Below are 19,367 nucleotides of genomic sequence, written 5' to 3'. Positions count from 1 at the left end.
GTAATGGCCCTGTTTTTGAATGCAATGTTTGCCTTCAGGTGAATGATGAAAAAGTCACTGGTGAAAGTGATGAATAACATCTTAGAATGATGCCTTAACTCATCAGACGAATACTGAATTGAAAATGAAAACTCAGCAAAAAATTATCGACAAACTCACGACGCAGTTACGTCCGGTACACCTTGAGGTTGTCAATGAAAGCTATATGCATAGCGTGCCACCCGGCTCGGAAAGTCATTTCAAGGTTGTTATTGTCACTGAAGCATTTGCCGGTCAGCGCCAGGTTAAACGGCACCAGCTTGTTTATGGTGTGTTGTCGGAAGAATTGGCTGATGACGTACATGCATTGGCGTTGCATACCTACGCACCTTCTGAATGGAATCAAACAATGTCTGCACCGCAATCACCGCAGTGCATGGGTGGTAGTAAGCAAGACTAGTTCACTGGAAAAGCGCCCCGGATGCAGCGAGTAAAGAGTGTAAGTAACAGAAGCAGTTGGCATTCAAATACAAGTATGATTGGTTGTACGCTGATTTTTCTGCTCAGTACCGGTTGCGTTGCTCCCATTTATTTGCCATCGAACTCAGAATTAGATCAGTTATCTCCTTGCTTGTGGTTTTACGGAGACATAAATGCCGAGCTGCGGGATGCTGGTATTTTCAACGCAGGTAACCCTCTGGTTAAAGGAGTACCTTTTTTGCGAAGCTCACGTTTTTTAGCCAGTTTCGCTGAAAAAGCTGCTGCCAGCGATGAACTTTACAAGGACTGGTTGCTGGCGCTGAATCAAAATGCGATAGCCCAGGCCGGATTGCTGCAAGGGAGACTCGATCAGAAAAATCAAAGACATAGCAGGCTGCTGGATTGTGGCTCTAAACTGGTTGCTGATTTGGCATCAAAGAGAAAATGGCGTCCGCTACTGGTAAAGCGAACCCGGATTCCCACAAACTATCGAAACTGGAGGCGTTTTGTCGGGTTGTACCCTTTGGCTGTGATTCCTTTCAAGTGGGGGGTGGTGCGAGATCAGAGTAGGTTTAGGCAGCAGGAAGAGCGTTATTTGACGCAGCTGCCGGATGCCAGTTTCCAATACTTTGGTGCAGTCAGCTACAGTCTGCAGGTTAATGAACAACCGGCGGAAGAGGCATTCACGATTACTTTTCCTGCTTTACGTGAAAAAATATCGGCTTTTCCATATCTGACTGAGTCGGATCGGATGGCTCTGCTGAGGGCTTACTCCCCTATTTTTGCTTTACCAAAGCTAGAGGATGGCATTGTTGCAGATTATGACTCACCAGGTACGCCATCTGCCGAAACGTTTGATAGCCGGAAGCCTGGCATTTACAGCTATATCGATTTTGGTCGCTTTCAGAACCAGATAACAATTCGGTTAAATTACGTCGTCTGGTTTTCTGAGCGCCCACGGAAAAAGGGGCTGGACTTACTGTCTGGTGATTTGGATAGCTTAGTCTGGCGTGTACATCTTTTACCGAATGGTGGTGTACTGGCCTGGGATACTGTGCACAGTTGTGGGTGCTGGTACCGTATTTACCCCGCTGAAGGAATGCTGATACGACCTTCAGGGAAGTTTTTCACAGAGCCTGTGTATGTGGGGAAAACTCTGTTACCCAATAGTCCTCGCAAGCTGTTATACCTTGCCTCCGGCACCCACCATATTGATGCTGTCAGGGATGTTGATAGATTCATCAAAACGACCAGCACTGTCAGGTTTGCACCTCTTAAGTCTTACAGTGAACTGCTTGCCCAGCAACCGCCAATGTTTGATTCAGAGGGTATCGTTAAACGCTCAAAAAGAGTTGAGCGATGGCTGTTCTGGCCAATGGGTATTATCAGCGCTGGTGCTATGCGAGCCTCCGGGAGCCAGGCCATCGCTTTCATCGGTAAACGTCATTTTGATGACCCATTTTTGCTGGAGGAAGTGGGCCTGGAATCCGAGAGTAGAATAACCCTAAAAAAATAATGGTTTTATGCGCCTGTTTAATTCAGATCAAATGGGGCCTTCAATTTTTTTGCTCTAATAACCTCAGTTTAGAAATACTATCTATGAGGAGAGAGCAATGTTTAATAAAAAACCGGTTTCTGCAGCACTGAGTGCTGTTTTGGCTTCTGGCCTGTTATTCGGTGCCGCAAGCACGATGGCTCATGAAGAAGGAACCTTTATTCTGCGAGTAGGTGCGGCGACAGTTGCACCCAATGATGACAGCGATGCGTTGTCGTTGAACGGTGGCGATATTGCTGGCTCTGGAGCTGAGGTAAACAATAATACTCAGTTGGGTATTACAGCGACTTATATGCTGTCAGACAATCTTGGTATTGGCGTGTTGGCGGCGACGCCGTTTGAACATGATGTTGATGCCGATACTGGCGCGCTGGGTTTGGGAACCGTTGATGCGGCTTCTCTAAAGCACTTGCCGCCTACGGTGACGTTACAATATTTCCCTCTTGATAATAGCTCTGCTTTTCAGCCATATGTTGGTGCAGGCTTGAATTACACGGCTTTCTTCTCAGAAGATGTTGATAGCGAGCTGGAAGGTGTTCTCGGTAGTGGTGACGTGTCAATGGATAGCTCTTGGGGGCTTGCACTGGAAGCAGGTTTTGATTATTCAATTAATGAAAAATGGGTTGTCAGTGCACAGGTGTGGTATCTGGATATTGATACTGAAGCGGAGTTTCGTTTCACTGGAGCCACTATTGAAACTGATGTGGAAATTGACCCTTGGGTTTATAACATCGCAATTGGTTATAAATTCTAATTCGATGTATTAGTCGACCAGAATAAAAAAACCGGGTTACTTTTAACCCGGTTTTTTTACGCTCAATTTTTAAAAAGGGAGCTCTTTGTCTTTCCATAATGAGTCCAGGCGTGCATCGCGACCACAGCCATAGCGATAATATCGATACCGCAATGGATTCTTTTGATAATAGTCCTGATGATAGTTTTCGGCAGGGTAAAACTCATTGGCATTTGTCAGGAAAGTTGCGATTTTTTTGCCTTCAAATAAAGAGGCTTCCAGTTGTTTTATGGTTTGTTCGGCCAGTTCCCGCTCTTCTTCAGAGCTCACAAAAATGCCCGCGCGATAATGTGGGCCGCGATCGCAAAACTGCCCACCGCCATCCAGAGGATCTATATTAACCCAGAAGGTTCGCAGCAGCTGAAGGTAACTGATTTTTTCAGGGTTGTAGGTTATTTGTATGGATTCAATATGCCTGGTCTTACCAGATGATACGGCTTTGTAAGTCGGATTTTTTTGTTCTCCTCCTGTATAGCCTGAAGTGGTTGCTATAACCCCTTCGAGCTGATCAAAAGGTTTTTCCATACACCAGAAGCAGCCTCCCGCAAAAATGGCGGTAGCCGGTTCGGCAATTGCCGTAACCGGAGTTGTTAGTACAGTCGCAAGTAATAGAATAAAACGAATCATCAACAAAACTCCCAAGTCGCCGCTGTTTGACAGGTTTGTCAGCGGCAGGTTCATCGGTGACTCTGAAAAATCGTAAGAAAAGTTATCACGAGGGAATATTGTTCAGAAAGCGTGGCACAATCTCTGTTGCCGGACCGTAAATCTGCTCGCAGAAACGAGAGCCGAAAACAGAAGGTTCAAGGTTGAGTTCGACGGTTTTTGCGCCTGCCGAGCGGGCAACTTCAAAAAAACCGGCTGCTGGGTAAACATTCCCGGAGGTACCGATGGCGACGAACAAGTCACAGTTATCAAGCGCTTTGTAAATCTCGTCCATAAAAAAAGGTATTTCACCAAACCAGACAACATCCGGCCTCAACAGCCCCGGGGATTGACAGCACGGACAAATACTTTGAGATGTGGAATTTGTATTCCAGGGATAGCTGATACCGGACTGGGTGCAGCGCATTTTCAGTAACTCGCCGTGCATATGCAGCAGGCGCTGGCTGCCTGCCCTTTCATGCAGGTTATCTATATTCTGGGTGATCAGTACAAAATTTCCTTTAAAACGCTGTTCAAATTCGGCCAGTGCCTGATGAGCAGCATTAGGCTCTATTCCCTCATGCAACAGCTGGTGGCGCCGCTCGTTATAAAATTGATGAACTCGCTCGGGGTTGCGGTGGAAACCTGCTGGTGAGGCAACGTCTTCTATGCGGTGCTCTTCCCAAAGGCCGTCAGCCGCTCTGAAGGTTCGAATTCCGGATTCTGCTGATACACCTGCGCCTGCTAGGATAACAATGGACTGGTAGGTTGGTTTGGCCATGTATGTCTCTCTGTAATATGTCGGGCATGACAGCGGGAAAGCCTGTTTTCAGGCGGCAGTAAAACTTTATCAAAAAAAGTGGTCTTATCCTTGTCTGCGGTGAGCTGATGTTTATTTTTACACGTTCAGCGGTAGAATGACTTTCAACTTAACCCACCCGTTTGCAGTCATACTGCCTGGAGCTCATGCAAGATACTCGCCCGCTGTTAATGAATACCGATTTTCCCGGCCTGCGAAGAAAGCAGTTCGACGTGTTGCAGGTTAATCTCGGTTACCTCTGCAATCTCAGCTGCACCCATTGCCATGTTAATGCCGGCCCCCACCGCACTGAGCTGATGAGTAGGGAAAATATCGATGTTGTTATTGACGTGCTGCAGCGGAGCTCAATTAAAACGCTTGACCTGACTGGCGGTGCGCCGGAGATGAACCCCGATTTCAAATACTTGGTGGAACAGGCACGTATATTGGGTGTTGATGTGATTGATCGCTGCAATCTCACCATTCTGCTTGAGCCGGGTTACGAAGACATGATCGGATTTTTAGCGGCTAATCAGGTGCAGGTTGTTGCATCATTACCTTGTTATTCAGAACAAAACGTATCCCAGCAGAGGGGGAAAGGCGTATTTGAAAGCAGTATCACTGCATTGAAAAAACTCAATCTAGCGGGTTACGGCGTCAATTCTGAACTGCCATTGAATCTGGTTTATAACCCCAACGGGGCTTTTCTACCGCCGCCGCAGGATACGCTAGAGCAGGAGTATAAACAGCGCCTCGGTGAGGATTTCGGCATTGTGTTTAATGACTTGTATACCATCACCAATATGCCTATCAGTCGCTTTGGTGCAGTGCTTCTGGCAAAAGGTGAGTATTCAAACTACCTCGATTTATTAAAGTCCAACTATTCGACGGACAATCTCCATACATTAATGTGCCTCTCAACAGTGAGTGTTGACTGGCAGGGGAATCTCTATGATTGTGATTTTAATCAGATGCTTGCATTGCCGATGCTTGCGCCAGTTCTTTCCAGGTCTACGTCGCTGATTGCCAGTGATAGCCGCCCCCAATTACGGGATTTACTTGATACGGATTTCTGTGGTCAGTCAATTACTGTGGGCGATCATTGTTACGGTTGCACAGCGGGTCAGGGCAGTAGCTGTGGTGGCGCTCTTGACAAGAGTTGAATGCTTCCGACAAGCGTTGCTGTAAATGTCCGGGGTTGACTGAAGTGATCGCTTTTAGTGTGATTATTCCCGTGTTAAACGAGGGTGACCAAATTGCGTTCTGCCTGCAAAGAATTAAACGGGTATGCCCCGGTAATACTGAATTGATAGTGGTTGACGGCGGCAGTAGCGATGAAACCGTCAGCATTGCAGAATCATTGGCCGATATGTTAATCACTGCGCCAAGAGGACGGGCCAGTCAGATGAATGCCGGGGCCAAAGTTGCTTCAGGTGACGTGCTGTTATTTCTTCACGCTGATACATTGCTGCCGGAGGGCTTTTTTCAGCAGCTCAGCCAATTGGACTCTCAGTCGTGGGGCTGGGGATTTTGCGCCGTGCAGTTGAGTGGTCGGCACTGGCTGTTGCGTTGTATTGAGCGCGCTATGAACTTGAGATCCCGACTGAGAAGAATTGGTACAGGAGACCAGTGCCTGTTTGTTAAGCAAGGTTTGTTCTATAGCGTCGGTGGTTTTCCATCTCAGCAACTAATGGAGGATGTAGAGTTGTGCAAGCGGCTTAAAAAAACAGGCCGTTACACCTTTTTGAAAAATCCGGTTACAACATCGAGCCGACGCTGGGAGGAAAACGGTATTACCAGAACAGTTTTGCAAATGTGGGCCTTGCGGTTCGCCTATTTTCTGGGTGTATCGGCCAACAGGCTTGCCGATATCTATTATCCGGGTAGCAATATTGCCAGCAGCGGACAGACTGTGTACCGATACCCGGACAGTTGTATTATCCAGTTTGCCAAAGCACCGGTCGTCGGTAAGGTTAAAACACGACTGCAGCCGGTGCTTGGTGAGCGGGGTAGCCTTGCATTGCATCAAGCCTTGCTGGAGCACCAGCTCAGGCAACAGCAGTCTGCACGGATTGCTCCTCTTGAGCTTTGGTTCAACGAATTTGAGCCGGATAGGGATGGACAAGGTGCGTGTTCTAGGAAGCCGTCTGTTGAAAATCGGTCTGATATGTATTTCCACAAACTGGTATTGGGCTCAGAAACCAGACTGGGATTGCAAAAGGGCGATTCGCTGGGTGATCGTATGCGGAATTGCTTTTTTAACCGACTTGCAGTCTGCAAGAACGTGATTCTGATTGGCAGTGATTGCCCGGCAATAAATGGTGAATATATTGCTCAGGCGATTGATGCCCTGGATGCGGGTTCCGACGCAGTACTTGGTCCAGCGTTGGATGGTGGCTATGTACTGATAGGTCTTGGGAAGCTATCAGCAGAGCAAATCGCCTCTGTTTTCGCAGAGGTAGATTGGGGTACAGACAGCGTGATGGAGAAAACGCGTCAGAATTTGCGCGATGCAGGTTTGCGCTGGCATGAGCTAAAAACTCTGCAAGATATTGATAGAAAAGAAGATTTATTCGAACTCGAGCCATATTTTAATCTGCAGGACTTACTTCACTCTAAGGTTGCTGTTTCGTAGTTGCCACCTGTATCAAAAATTATTCAATTTTTTCTTGACCACTTGACGATTTCGGCATATTTTTCACGAAAATGCAGCTCTGTCGGCTGCGTCGCCAAGTGTGATATCGGGGTTGAGCGAGGTTTCGGTATGAGCGACAGGAAACAGGATGACGATGACATCGATGATATTGATGACGCCCTTGATGATGATTCTGATGGGGATGACTCTGAGCATGTGATCGTGCGAGCTACACCCAGCCTTGATTCAGAGGCGCGCCGCAAGCTGGAAGATGCTCTTGAAGAGCGCCGTTTGCGAAAACAGATACAGGATTATGACTTTGATTTCGATTAGGTCAGGTATGGCTGCCTGTGCTAATCGAAATCTGGTCTGTGGCCGAACCGGGTCAGTATTTGGGATAATCTCTCAGCGTGGCTGATCCATCTATCTGAATCGTTCAAAATTCCCCCTTTAATAATCGTTTTTGGCATAATAACGTCCAAATTTATAGTTGGTAACGTTGTTTGTCTGATTCACCTTCTCCCTGTCTTGCGTTTACCTCGCTGTCGTATGAGCGGGACGATACCCCTTTGTTTCAGCCTGTTAGCGGGGAGTTAAGGGCTGGTGAGATCATGCAGATTGAAGGCCCGAATGGTTGTGGGAAAACCACCTTGCTTCGAATGTTGGCAACTTCCCTGAAGGCCTCTCAGGGTGATATTTACTGGCGGCAACAATCGTTGTCCTTTGTACGGCAGTCCTACTTGGCTGATATGTTATTCATTGGGCATCAACCAGGTGTCAAACAGGAGCTCACTCCCCTGGAAAATTTACATTACTGGGGTAGAGTGGCTGCGTGCGAAAACCGCCTGTCGGATGAAGCAGCGCTGAACCGAATAGGTCTGGCTGGTTATGAGGATGTTCCCTGCTACAGCCTGTCTGCCGGTCAGTTGAGGCGAGTGGCCCTGGCGAGGCTATTAACCAGTCAGGCGACAATCTGGTTGCTTGATGAGCCGTTTACGGCTATTGACCGGCAGGGTGTGGCGGACCTTCTGACGTTACTGACGGATCACACTGGTCGGGGTGGTATTGTTATACTGTCGACGCATCAGGATCTTGATCTCCCCGATGTTCGCCGCCTGAGCCTTGCCAGGGTGGTTGCATGAGTAGCTTTGTTGCTGTTCTGCGACGGGATTTATTGCTGGCGTACCGTCACCGTGGCGAGATGGCCAATCCGCTCGTGTTTTTTTTGATTGTGGTTACTTTGATTCCATTAGCGGTTTCTCCGGAATCCAGTCGTCTTGCGGAACTGGCACCGGGAATTCTTTGGGTCATGGCGTTACTGGCGACGCTGTTATCTCTGGATGGCCTGTTTCTTGGCGATTTTCGTGATGGCTCACTGGAACAATTGGTTATTACACCTCAACCGCTTTATTTAATGGTTTTGGCCAAAGTGTTTGCGCATTGGCTGGTTACCGGATTGCCATTGACATTATTGGCGCCACTACTGGGTTTGATGCTGTCATTGCCGGAAGCGGGGTTTATGCCGTTGATACTGAGCCTGTTGCTCGGTACAGCAACATTAAGTCTGATTGGGGCTATCGGTGCGGGATTGACCGTTGCACTTCGGAAAGGCGGGTTATTACTTTCGCTGATTGTAATGCCGCTGTATATGCCGGTGCTGATTTTTGGAGCCGGCACGGTGCAACGGGCTGTTGACGGTTTTCCAGTTGGCGGCTCTTTGGCTTTATTGGGCGCGTTACTGGCGTTTTCCCTGATGGTTGCGCCGTTTGCAGCAGCCGGGGCATTGCGTGTCAGTATGCACGGCTAATTGAATTGGGAAAAAATATGTGGCAATGGTTTCATAAACTGGGTTCTCCCCGCTGGTTTTATCAAAAAACCGAACGCTGGATACCGTGGCTGGCTCTGGCCGCTTTTTGTCTGATAGTCACCGGTTTTGCCTGGGGGCTGGGATTTGCGCCTCAGGATGCCAAACAGGGCAATAGTTTCCGCATTATCTACCTGCATGTACCTGCCTCGTTTTTGGCTCTGGCGGGTTATTACATTATGGCAGGTGCTGGTGCGGTTGGTTTGATCTGGAAAATGAAGCTGGCCGATATGGTGATGAAGTCTGCGGCCCCCATTGGTGCTGCACTCACCTTTATCGCGCTGTTTACTGGCGCTATATGGGGGAAACCAACCTGGGGTACCTACTGGGTGTGGGATGCGCGGGTTACCTCAATGCTGATTCTGTTGTTTCTGTATCTCGGAGTGGTGGCGTTACAATACTCCTACAGCAATCAGGAAGCGGCCAATAAGGCCAGTGCTATTCTGGCCTTAGTTGGGACTGTTAATATCCCTATCATCTATAAGTCGGTTGATTGGTGGTACACCTTGCACCAGCCTGCAACTATTAAACTCACGTCGGCACCCTCGATGCACCCGGAAATGTTTAAACCGTTATTATTGATGATTGTCGGCTTCTATTGTTTCTATGCACTGGCGTTAATTCTCCATACCCGAGTTGAAATATTGCGGCGTGAGCGCCGCACCCGTTGGGTCGCGGAACTCGTGCAGGGGAACCTTGCGTCCGAGAAAAGAGTGGTCAGGGGGCGTGAATCATGAAATTTCAGTTTGAATCGCTGTCCGATTTTTTGCAGATGTCCGGCCATGGGCCTTATGTCTGGATGGCGTATGGCGTTGGGGCCGCAGTGATGATCTGGCTGATTGTTCGGCCGGTTGTCAGGCGGCGAGAAGTGCTGCGGAACATCGCCCGTGATTATAAACGTCAGCAATTGTCTCCAGAGGAGTAGATTTCAGAATGCATCCATTACGTCGGCAGCGACTGGTTACTGTATTGTTTTTGGTGATAGCCGCGTCAGTTGCGGTAGGCCTGTTAAGCTATGCACTGCGCGAAAACATTAACTTGTTTTACCCACCCTCAAAAATTCTGGCTGGTGAGGCGCCGACAGGTGTTCGTATTCGTGCTGGCGGGATGGTAGTTAAGGACAGTGTGGAACGGGCGGCTGATTCCTTGTTTGTCAGTTTTCAGATCACCGATGGTCCTGCCACTGTTACTGTGCATTACACGGGTATATTGCCGGACCTGTTTGCCGAAGGTGAAGCCGCTGTTGTGACCGGAGAACTGAATCAGGATGGTGTGTTTCAGGCCGGAGAAGTGTTGGCCAAGCACGATGAAAACTATACGCCGCCTGAAGTGGCTGATGCCATGAATGAGGCTATGGAAGAGGCGCATAGTAAGCAATGACAGCTGAATATGGGCACTTTGCATTAATACTGGCTTTTTGCCTTTCTCTGCTGCTGGCTGTTCTGCCACAACTTGGAGCGGCGCTGAATAACCGTCTGTGGATGGCGTCGGCCCGGCCTTTGGCTCTGGGACAAACCCTGTTAACGGCAGTCAGCTTTGGTTGCCTGGTATCCTTGTTTTTGAACGACGATTTTTCCGTTAACTATGTGGCAGCCAACTCCAACCGATTGTTGCCGGATCATTACAAGGTCAGTGCAGTCTGGGGTGCCCATGAAGGCTCGCTGTTACTGTGGGTGCTGATTCTGTCGTTGTGGACATCTGCTGTAGCCGTATTCAGCCAGTCGCTGCCAATTCGCCTGGTGTCCAGGGTTCTGGCTGTCATGGGGTTGGTCAGTGTTGGTTTTTATCTTTTTGTGCTGTTTACGTCCAACCCTTTTGAGCGCAGCTTGCCATTTTTTCCTCCCGAAGGAGCAGACCTGAACCCATTGTTACAGGATATCGGTCTGATTTTGCATCCCCCTATGCTGTACATGGGGTATGTCGGTTTCTCGGTTGCCTTTGCCTTTGCCATTGCGGCTTTGATTGGCGGGCGTATGGATACAGCCTGGGCTCGTTGGACCCGGCCATGGACGAATATTGCCTGGGTGTTTCTGACGCTAGGCATTGCGTTGGGAAGCTGGTGGGCCTATTACGAGCTGGGCTGGGGCGGATGGTGGTTCTGGGATCCCGTGGAAAACGCATCTTTTATGCCTTGGCTGGTCGGTACGGCCCTGGTCCATTCGCTGGCGGTGACAGAAAAGCGCGGCGTATTTCGCAGCTGGACGTTGCTGCTGGCAATTTTTGCATTTTCTCTGAGTCTTCTCGGAACGTTCCTGGTACGCTCCGGCGTGTTGACCTCAGTGCATGCCTTTGCAGCCGATCCCGAACGCGGAGTGTTCATTCTCGCATTTCTTGCCATTGTTGTGGGTGGTTCACTGCTGCTCTATGCTCTGCGCGGGCCAACAGTGAAGGGAGTTGCCAGTTTTACGGGGTTTTCCCGGGAGATGTTCCTGCTGGTGAATAACGTGATTCTGATAGCAGCCACGGCTATTATTCTGCTGGGTACCCTCTATCCGCTTATTGCTGATGTGCTGGATTGGGGGAAAATATCGGTAGGCCCGCCGTACTTCAACTTTTTCTTTGTTCCCCTGATGCTGATACTGGCGATTGCGCTGGGTGTAGGGCAGGTGTTGCGATGGAAACGCACTGATCTGACAAACCTGAAATGGTGGTTGTTGTCACCAGCGCTGGCAGCGGTTGCGGCAGGTTTGTTATTGCCACTGATATTTCAGTCGCCTGAGGGATACTCTCTGGCGGCGGCTATGGCTTTGGTGGTGTCGGTCTGGGTCGTGCTGGTTACGCTAAAAGACATCTGGCAAAAAACCAGTCATGCCAGTTCACGGCTGGCTGGATTAGCCCGTTTGAAACCCGCTTATTACGGTATGGTGATGGCTCACGTCGGGGTTGCGGTTTGCATCACCGGTGTTGCCATTACCAGCAACTACAGTGTGCAGAAAGATCTCCGGCTGGAGCCGGGTCAAAGCCTCACCGTAGCCGGTTACGATTTTGTATTTGACGGTGTTCAGCGCATCAAAGGTGCGAATTATGTGGCCGATCAGGGCTTAATACAGGTGATAGAGAACGGGGCTGTATCCGATATATTGAAGCCGGAAAAACGCCGCTATCTTGTCAGTGGCCAGACCATGACAGAGGCGGATATTGATGCCGGTTTCTGGCGTGATATCTATGTTGCTTTGGGAGAGCCGCTGGCAGGAGAAGCGTGGGCTGTCAGGGTGTATGTAAAACCACTGGTCCGCTGGATATGGCTTGGAGGGCTGATGATCTGTGGCGGCGGGTTTATTGCTGTGCTCGACCGACGCTATCGCAGAGTCAGAGTGGTTCAAACTTCAATCAGCGCGACAATGCCTGGCGAGGCATGAGAGTGGGAGCCAAAGTGGAATCATGGATTGAAATGGCAACAGTAGTGAATACAACGGTTTTCTAAGCAAGACAGGCGTAAGGTATAAAGAAAAATTTGCAGAGAGAAAGGCTGGTACATGAAACGATTAAAACTTTTTCTGCCATTGGCTGTATTCATCGGTCTGGGTATATTTCTTCTGCAGGGGCTCGAAAAAGACCCCAATGCCATGCCGTCAGCATTATTGAATCAGCCGGTGCCAGTTTTTGAGCTGGCGGTTCTGGGTGGAAATTCAACAGTTGATCAGACGATTTTTACCGGGCAACCGTCATTGATCAATATCTGGGCAACCTGGTGTGGCGCCTGCCGGATTGAGCATCCTTATCTGAATCAGCTGGCAGCTCAGGGCGTCAGAATTGTGGGTGTTAACTATAAAGATGATCCTTCTGCAGCTCTGCGCTGGCTCTCGGGAATGGGTGACCCCTATACCCTGAGCGTGATGGATCTGGATGGGACCCTGGGAGTGGATCTCGGTGTATTTGGCGCTCCGGAAACCTATCTGGTTGATGGCAGTGGTGTGATCAGAGCCAAACATGTGGGTGTCCTCAACGACGCAGTCTGGCAAACAAAAATAGGCCCATTGTGGAAGCAGCTGGCTGAAAATACTGATTCGAACATGAAGTAAACTGAGCGAATGAATGATTAAACAATTTTTGCACTTTTATTGCCCTGCGCTACTGATTTTTCTGTGTTTAGGTTCTGCCGCCACAGCCAATGTGGTGGAAGCAGAACAGTTCGCTAATGAGACTTTGCGGTTGCGTTATCTCGATTTAATTGAGGAGTTGCGCTGTCCCAAGTGTCAGAATCAGAATCTGGCGGACTCTAATTCGGCAATCGCCGTTGATCTGCGCAGAGAAGTTCGACGGTTGCTGGATGAAGGAAAGAGCGATCAGGAAATTACCGATTATCTGGTTGCGCGCTATGGTGATTTTGTTCGCTATCGACCACCCTTGAAGTCGACTACCTGGATTCTGTGGGGCGCGCCGGGCTTGTTGCTGTTGTTGGGAATCATCGGAGTATTAATGGTGCGGCGTCAGCGGCGTCCCCAACAGAATGTGCAACAGAACCTGAACCCTCAAGAGCAGCAGCAGTTGGATCAGATACTGTTGCAGTCAAAAGTTAGCAGCGAACGGGACCAGAAGAATGATTGATAACCTGACGTTATGGCTGGCTGGCTCATGGGGTTGGCTGTTAATGGCCCTGGCAATGGTGTTTGTGGGAGCGCCGTTATTGCGTCGGCACTACAGGTCGGAGTCAGACCTTCATAAAGCCGGTGATGGCCTTGCTGTAAATACGGAGCTTTATCAGCAGCAGTTGGTGCAGTTTCAGCAACAACTGTCCGATGGTGATATTGATCAGCAACAATATGAAGAACTCGTTGCCGAGCAGCAACGAATATTACTGGCAGATGCTAACAGTCAGCCTGGCAGTTCCCGGCACAGCTCGCTACCTTCCGCTTTGAGAGGCGGGTGGTTGTTGATTGCTGCGATGCTGTTGTTGCCCATACTAGCATTATTCTTGTATCAGCAACTGGGAGCATCAGAAGATCTGGCAATTACGCAGTTACTTGAGCAGCGCATAACGGTAGATAAACCGGAAGACAACGCAGTACTGCGCGCAGAGCTGATTGAAAAGATTGCCAAACGCCTGACTCAACAGCCTGAGCATGTGGGTTATCTGGTTATCCAGGCCCGGTTATTAACCGAAGTTGCGCAATTTCAACAGGCTATCATCCATTATCGTCAGGCGCTGGAGTTGTTGCCGGAGGATGCAAGCCTACTTGCAGAGTATGCGCAGGCTTTGTATTTTGCTGAAGATAATCGCTTTACTCCTGGCGTTGAATTGGCAATGGAGAGAGCGCTGGCAATAGATCCGGCCAATGTTACGGTGCTGGGCTTACAGGGTATTCAGTCTTTTTCTGCCGGGGATTATCGTCAGGCGCTGGTCAGCTGGCAGCAGGCCCTGACGGGTACTGCACCTGGCAGCGGGCAGGCTCGGGCGTTGCAATCCGGTATTGCTCAGGCAAAGGAACGACTTGGTGAGTCTTTGCCCGGGGTGAGTCTCAGCGTTCGATTGTCCTCTGATATACAGGTGCCGCCGGAAAAAACCGTATTTATCTATGCGGTTGAAGCCAATGCATCACCTATGCCGCTGGCTATTACTCGTGTGACAGCAGCAGATCTGCCGGTGAACCTGAGGCTGGATGACAGCATGGCCATGCCTGGGGGGCGTCAGTTATCTTCGGCTGAAACGGTTCAGATGATTGCCCGAGTGTCACAATCGGGAAATGCTGCTCCCAGTCAGGGAGACATTGAGGGCCGATCTGGACCTGTGACGCTTGCCGAGGCTGTGGAAAGCATTGAGCTGGTAATTGACACAGTGATTCCCTGAGCGGAATTTTGCGACAGGGTTTGTTAGCGACGGATGTGCGTGTAGAATCCGCCAATTAGTCAGTGTTTACCCTTACGGAGCTGGGTCTGGAAACATTCTTCCAGATGGCCGGGATGTGATAGATACATGACTGGTATCTTGCCCGGTTCGTTCGTTGATTGAGGTTCACAGGCAGAAAATGGATAAGCAATGTGGCTGAATGCAGGCATAGTGGGTCTGCGTCAAGTTCAGCCAATGAAGCCAGTTGTTTTACGGCGAAGAAATTAATAAATGAACTAGCCGGACAGAATGCTAGCTCAATCATGATTAAAACGAGAGTTACATGCGCCTTAAATGTATTAAATTGGCAGGATTTAAATCCTTTGTAGACCCGACAACGGTGAACTTCCCGAGTAATCTGGGAGCAGTAGTCGGTCCCAATGGTTGTGGTAAATCCAATATTATTGATGCTGTTCGCTGGGTGATGGGGGAAAGCTCCGCCAAAAACCTGCGCGGTGAATCCATGACGGATGTTATTTTTAATGGCTCTGGCGGTCGCAAGCCAGTAGGTCAGGCATCGATCGAGTTGGTTTTCGACAATTCTGATGGCTCTCTTGGCGGCGAATATGCCAGCTATGCAGAAATTTCCGTTAAACGCAAAGTAACCCGTGATGGCCAGTCCAATTATTACCTGAATGGTAACAAGTGCCGCCGCCGGGATATCACGGATATCTTCCTTGGCACTGGCCTTGGGCCTCGCAGTTACGCCATTATCGAACAGGGCATGATATCGAATCTGATCGAGGCCAAGCCGGATGAACTCAGGGTGTTCATTGAAGAAGCTGCCGGTATTTCCAAGTACAAGGAACGTCGCAAGGATACCGAAAGTCGCATGCGCCGCACCATGGAAAACCTTGAACGACTGACAGATATACGCGATGAGCTTGGTCGTCAGCTCGGCCGTTTGCAGCGCCAGTCCCAGGCTGCAGAAAAATACGCGGAATACAAGAAGGAAGAGCGGCGCACCAAAGCGGAACTGCAGGCATTGCGCTGGCAGGCATTTTCCGAGCAGCTTGGTCAGCGACAGAAACAGATTGCTGAGACTGAACTGAAAGTCGAATCCCTCGTGGTGGAGCGCAGTGCCTGTGAGACGGCGCTGGAGAAAAACCGTAGTGAATACAGTGAACGGAGCGACCATTTTAATGAGGTACAGGGGCATTATTACGGCGTTGGTGGTGAAGTTGCGCGGCTGGAACAGGCAATTCAGCACGTACGCGATCGAGCCCGCGAGCTGCAACAGGACTTGGAACAGACGGAGAAAAACTATGCTGAATCGGCGGAGCATCTTCGCAACGATCGTCATAAAGCCGAGAGTCTAAGTGCCGAGCTGGAACAGATTATTCCCCAGCTAGGTGCTGCTGAAGATCAGGCGCAAACGTCAGGAGCGACGTTGCAACAGGCGGAGACCGCCATGCAGAATTGGCAACAGGCCTGGGATGATTTCAACCACTCTGCTGCCGAGCCTCGCCAGCAGGCCGAAGTACAGCAATCCCGTATCCAGCACTTGGAACAGTTGTTGCGGCGTCTGGCCGAGCGTATTGACAAGGTTGAACAGGAGCAAAAATCCTTCAGTGTCAGTCCTGTACAGGAAGAAATTGAGCAGTTGCAATCGCAACTGTCGGCAGCGGAAGGAGATACCGGGCGCCAGCAGAATCAAATTAATGAGGTATCAGCACGAATAGATCAGGGCAGGCAAGTCGTACAGCAGACTACACAGCAACTGGATAGTGCCCGCACAGAACTGCAGACAATGTTGGGCAGGCAGGCTTCTTTGGAAGCGCTGCAACAGGCCGCGTTGGGCAGTGATAATGAACAGCAGGGCTGGCTGGTTAGCCATGATCTGGATAAGCATCCTCGACTGGCGGAACAGCTGCAGGTTGACAATGGCTGGGAAGTTGCCGTTGAAGCGGTATTGGGTAATTACCTCCAGGCAGTTTGTGTCGATGACCTGGGCAAGCTCGCCAATCAGCTTGGCAGCTTTGAAAAGGGTGAGCTGCTTTTAGTTGACAGTGCGGACAACCGAAACACAGAAGCGAAAAAGCCGGGAAACGGAGATGCAGACATGCTGGTCAGCAAGGTTTCCGGCAGCTTCAGTGCCGGATTGCTGGCGGGTGTCTACACAGCAAGTGATCTCGTTTCAGCGTTGGCTTTGCGTTCAGAACTGGCAAATGGCGAATCGGTTATCACGCCGGATGGCATCTGGTTGGGCAGTAATTGGTTGCGTGTGGTTAGGGAGAAAGATGCCAGTGCAGGTGTATTGAAGCGGAAACAGGCGCTGGAGAAGCTCTCTGAAGATGTGGCGCGCAATAAAGCCAGGGTTGCCGAATTGTCTGAGCAGCAGCAGGAGCATGAAGAAGCGTTGCGCGCGGCAGAAATACAGCGGGATGAACTGGCGGCAGAGCTGGCGCAATACCAGAAAACCCATGCGGATATTCGCTCTCGGCTAAGTGCAAGCAAGGTTCAGATGGAGCAATTTGCCGCGCGTCGGGAGCGGGGAGAAGCAGAACTGCTTGAAACCCAGCAGCAACAGCAGCAGGAACAGGAAAATCTTGCCCAGGCGCGGGAACTGCTGCAACAGGCTATTGATAATATGGAAAAGGACTCTTGCCAGCGGGAGGAGTTGCTGAAACAACGGGATGATGCTCGCACTGCTCTGGATAAAGCCCGGCAGAGTGCTCGCCATGACCGCGATCACCACCATGAGCTGCAGATGCGGGAGCGATCTGTCAGCACGCAATTACAATCGCTGCAATCCAGTGTGGAGCGGCTGATCGTACAAGTAAACCGTCTGGAGGAGCGCCGCGAGCAATTGCGCGCCAATTCCGATCAGGATGATAATCCTCTGGTTGAACTGAATGAACAACTTGAAGTTCAACTTGAGGTGCGCGTTAAAGCCGAGGCCGAGCTAGCTGAAGTTCGGCGCAGTGTTGAAGCGGTTGAGCACCAGATGCGTGAGCAGGAGAAGCAGCGCAGTGCTCTTGAACAGAAGATTCAGGAGCAACGTGGCCACCTTGAACAGCAACGCTTGCAAACACAGGAAGTGGCGACACGCAGTAAAACCATTGCCGAACAGATTGCCGAACACCAGTTTGACGTCAAAGAGCTTCTGGCGGAATTGCCGGATGACGCAACAGAATCTGCCTGGGAAGAAGAGCTAGAACGAATTGGCAACCGAATTAATCGCCTGGGCCCCATTAATCTTGCCGCTATTGAAGAGTATAAAGTCGAGCAGGAACGTAAAACCTACCTGGATGCCCAGAACGACGAACTGGTTGAGGCTCTGAAAACGCTGGAAGAAGCTATTCGGAAAATTGATCGTGAAACCCGTACACGCTTCAAGGAAACTTTTGAGAAAATCAATAACTCGCTGCAGGAGCTGTTTCCCAAATTGTTTGGCGGCGGGCATGCGTACCTTGAATTGACAGGCGATGACTTGCTCGATACGGGGGTGGCAATTATGGCGCGCCCGCCGGGCAAAAAAAATTCGACCATACATCTGCTTTCGGGTGGAGAGAAAGCGATGACCGCTATTGCACTGGTATTTTCGATCTTTCGGCTTAACCCGGCACCGTTCTGTATGCTCGACGAGGTGGATGCACCCCTTGATGATGCTAATGTGGGGCGCTATGCGCGGATGGTTAAGGAAATGTCTGATACCGTGCAGTTTATTTATATTACCCACAACAAAATCGCGATGGAAATGGCCCATCAATTACTGGGCGTTACCATGCACGAGCCCGGCGTTTCACGGCTGGTGACAGTGGATGTGAATGAAGCGGCGGAGTTGGCTGAAGCCTGATATTCTGTTCTGACCCGCTTGATATTGAGACTTGATGTTGAAAGGTACAAAAGTGGAAAATATCACTACAATAGCCGTGATCGCAGTGCACTGCAGATACAATTGAACTAAACACAAACGTTAGAGAAAACAGTTTATGGAGTTTGGCGGGCGAGAAATAATGCTGGCGCTTGGTCTTCTGGTGTTGGTAGCCATTGTACTGGATGCTATCCGCCGGGTGCGTCGGTCTCGCTATGAGAAAATCCGCATGCCTCGACGCAAACAGCCGATCTTCGATGACGATACCCCATTGGATGAGTACGGCAGTGAACTACCCAGTGGTGGTGCCAGAGTTGTCGCGCAGCGGGATCAGGCTGATTTGGAAGAAATGACCCGATCGCTGAAGGATATTGCGGAAGCGAGTAAACCGAAACTGACGATTCCTGTGAGAAAGCCCGAGCAATCGGCGCTGGATCTGGGAGAGCAGCCGGAACAGGTTGTCGGCCAGCCTCAGGAAAAGGAAGATGCTCAACAGAAGCCTGATCATTCAACAACACAGGCAGAGACAGCGGGCAAAGTATCGGGTCAGGTGCTGGTCTTGCACCTAATGGCAACGGAGAGAACGCCGTTTAAAGGGGATTTGTTGCTAAATGCATTTCTGGCCTGTGGTTTGCGTTATGGCGATATGAAAATTTTTCATTACCATGCAGGCGATAATGGCGCCGGCGAAGTTCTTTTCAGTATAGCCAGCTCAGTGAATCCTGGTGTTTTCAACCTTAAAACCATTGCCGAATTTAAAACACCGGGTATCAGCCTGTTTTTTGCTACGGATGATGTTACAAACCCTTCTCGTGCCTTTGAGAAGATGCTCTCTACCGCGGAAGCGCTTGCCAAACGTTTGGGGGGGCAACTGCGCGATGAAAATCGTCAACCACTAACACCTCAGAAGATTGAGCAGTGTCGACAGTTAGTTGCGGAGGCCGCGCCATCTCATTCTTCCGGAAATAGCTGA

General features: G+C 50.0%; 19 protein-coding genes. 17 read left to right on the top strand and 2 right to left on the bottom strand.

The window, feature by feature from the left end:
- Window positions 1–124 precede the first annotated feature (124 nt).
- The 3 genes from H7A02_07080 (at window position 125) to H7A02_07070 (ending at window position 2,768) form a co-directional block, all read left to right on the top strand.
- Window positions 125–439: a BolA/IbaG family iron-sulfur metabolism protein gene (locus H7A02_07080; protein ID MCP5172007.1), complete on the top strand. Its 315-nt coding sequence runs from the start codon at window positions 125–127 to the stop codon at window positions 437–439.
- A 258-nt stretch (window positions 440–697) separates the two neighbouring features.
- Window positions 698–1,975: a hypothetical protein gene (locus H7A02_07075; GenBank protein MCP5172006.1), complete on the top strand. Its 1,278-nt coding sequence runs from the start codon at window positions 698–700 to the stop codon at window positions 1,973–1,975.
- A 97-nt stretch (window positions 1,976–2,072) separates the two neighbouring features.
- A complete protein-coding gene (locus H7A02_07070) occupies window positions 2,073–2,768 on the top strand; it encodes an outer membrane beta-barrel protein (protein MCP5172005.1) in 696 nt (231 codons plus the stop codon).
- Window positions 2,769–2,837: 69 nt separating this feature from the next.
- On the opposite strand, the gene msrA is transcribed toward H7A02_07070, so the two are convergent.
- Entirely contained in the window at window positions 2,838–3,434 is a 597-nt protein-coding gene (gene msrA / locus H7A02_07065) for a peptide-methionine (S)-S-oxide reductase MsrA (GenBank protein ID MCP5172004.1), read from the bottom strand.
- An 85-nt stretch (window positions 3,435–3,519) separates the two neighbouring features.
- On the bottom strand, window positions 3,520–4,233 hold the full coding sequence (gene cobB / locus H7A02_07060; GenBank protein MCP5172003.1) for an NAD-dependent protein deacylase: 714 nt from the start codon (window positions 4,231–4,233) through the stop codon (window positions 3,520–3,522).
- A gap of 185 nt (window positions 4,234–4,418) precedes the next feature.
- Between cobB and arsS the strand changes: the two genes are divergently transcribed.
- From arsS to zipA, 14 genes are all read left to right on the top strand, one after another.
- Entirely contained in the window at window positions 4,419–5,414 is a 996-nt protein-coding gene (gene arsS, locus H7A02_07055) for an arsenosugar biosynthesis radical SAM protein ArsS (GenBank protein ID MCP5172002.1), read from the top strand.
- Between the two features lie 44 nt (window positions 5,415–5,458).
- Window positions 5,459–6,886, top strand: a complete 1,428-nt coding sequence (locus tag H7A02_07050; protein ID MCP5172001.1) for a TIGR04283 family arsenosugar biosynthesis glycosyltransferase — start codon at window positions 5,459–5,461, stop codon at window positions 6,884–6,886.
- A 129-nt stretch (window positions 6,887–7,015) separates the two neighbouring features.
- Entirely contained in the window at window positions 7,016–7,219 is a 204-nt protein-coding gene (locus H7A02_07045; GenBank protein MCP5172000.1) for a hypothetical protein, read from the top strand.
- Window positions 7,220–7,389: 170 nt separating this feature from the next.
- Window positions 7,390–8,028: a cytochrome c biogenesis heme-transporting ATPase CcmA gene (gene ccmA / locus H7A02_07040; GenBank protein MCP5171999.1), complete on the top strand. Its 639-nt coding sequence runs from the start codon at window positions 7,390–7,392 to the stop codon at window positions 8,026–8,028.
- Complete coding sequence (ccmB, locus tag H7A02_07035; protein ID MCP5171998.1) at window positions 8,025–8,693, top strand: heme exporter protein CcmB; 669 nt, start codon at window positions 8,025–8,027, stop codon at window positions 8,691–8,693. The genes ccmA and ccmB overlap by 4 nt, the downstream gene beginning before the upstream one ends.
- Before the next feature lie 17 nt (window positions 8,694–8,710).
- On the top strand, window positions 8,711–9,487 hold the full coding sequence (locus H7A02_07030) for a heme ABC transporter permease (protein MCP5171997.1): 777 nt from the start codon (window positions 8,711–8,713) through the stop codon (window positions 9,485–9,487).
- Window positions 9,484–9,675: a heme exporter protein CcmD gene (gene ccmD, locus H7A02_07025; GenBank protein MCP5171996.1), complete on the top strand. Its 192-nt coding sequence runs from the start codon at window positions 9,484–9,486 to the stop codon at window positions 9,673–9,675. Before H7A02_07030 ends, ccmD begins: the two co-directional genes overlap by 4 nt.
- An 8-nt stretch (window positions 9,676–9,683) precedes the next feature.
- Window positions 9,684–10,130 (top strand): cytochrome c maturation protein CcmE, encoded by a 447-nt coding sequence (ccmE, locus tag H7A02_07020; protein MCP5171995.1) that lies wholly within the window; start codon window positions 9,684–9,686, stop codon window positions 10,128–10,130.
- Window positions 10,127–12,109 (top strand): heme lyase CcmF/NrfE family subunit, encoded by a 1,983-nt coding sequence (locus H7A02_07015; GenBank protein MCP5171994.1) that lies wholly within the window; start codon window positions 10,127–10,129, stop codon window positions 12,107–12,109. Before ccmE ends, H7A02_07015 begins: the two co-directional genes overlap by 4 nt.
- 117 nt (window positions 12,110–12,226) lie before the next feature.
- Complete coding sequence (locus H7A02_07010) at window positions 12,227–12,772, top strand: DsbE family thiol:disulfide interchange protein (protein ID MCP5171993.1); 546 nt, start codon at window positions 12,227–12,229, stop codon at window positions 12,770–12,772.
- Between the two features lie 13 nt (window positions 12,773–12,785).
- Entirely contained in the window at window positions 12,786–13,298 is a 513-nt protein-coding gene (locus tag H7A02_07005; protein ID MCP5171992.1) for a cytochrome c-type biogenesis protein CcmH, read from the top strand.
- On the top strand, window positions 13,291–14,538 hold the full coding sequence (gene ccmI, locus H7A02_07000) for a c-type cytochrome biogenesis protein CcmI (GenBank protein ID MCP5171991.1): 1,248 nt from the start codon (window positions 13,291–13,293) through the stop codon (window positions 14,536–14,538). The genes H7A02_07005 and ccmI overlap by 8 nt, the downstream gene beginning before the upstream one ends.
- Before the next feature lie 322 nt (window positions 14,539–14,860).
- A complete protein-coding gene (gene smc / locus H7A02_06995; protein ID MCP5171990.1) occupies window positions 14,861–18,376 on the top strand; it encodes a chromosome segregation protein SMC in 3,516 nt (1,171 codons plus the stop codon).
- A 160-nt stretch (window positions 18,377–18,536) separates the two neighbouring features.
- The gene (zipA, locus tag H7A02_06990; protein MCP5171989.1) at window positions 18,537–19,367 is read left to right on the top strand and encodes a cell division protein ZipA; all 831 of its coding nucleotides are present in this window, start codon (window positions 18,537–18,539) and stop codon (window positions 19,365–19,367) included.

The sequence above is a fragment of the Pseudomonadales bacterium genome (assembly GCA_024234435.1).
Lineage (GTDB): Bacteria > Pseudomonadota > Gammaproteobacteria > Pseudomonadales > Porticoccaceae > JACKOF01.
The sequence above is the reverse complement of the archived record's forward strand: the minus strand, read 5'-3'. Positions and strand labels throughout refer to the sequence as shown.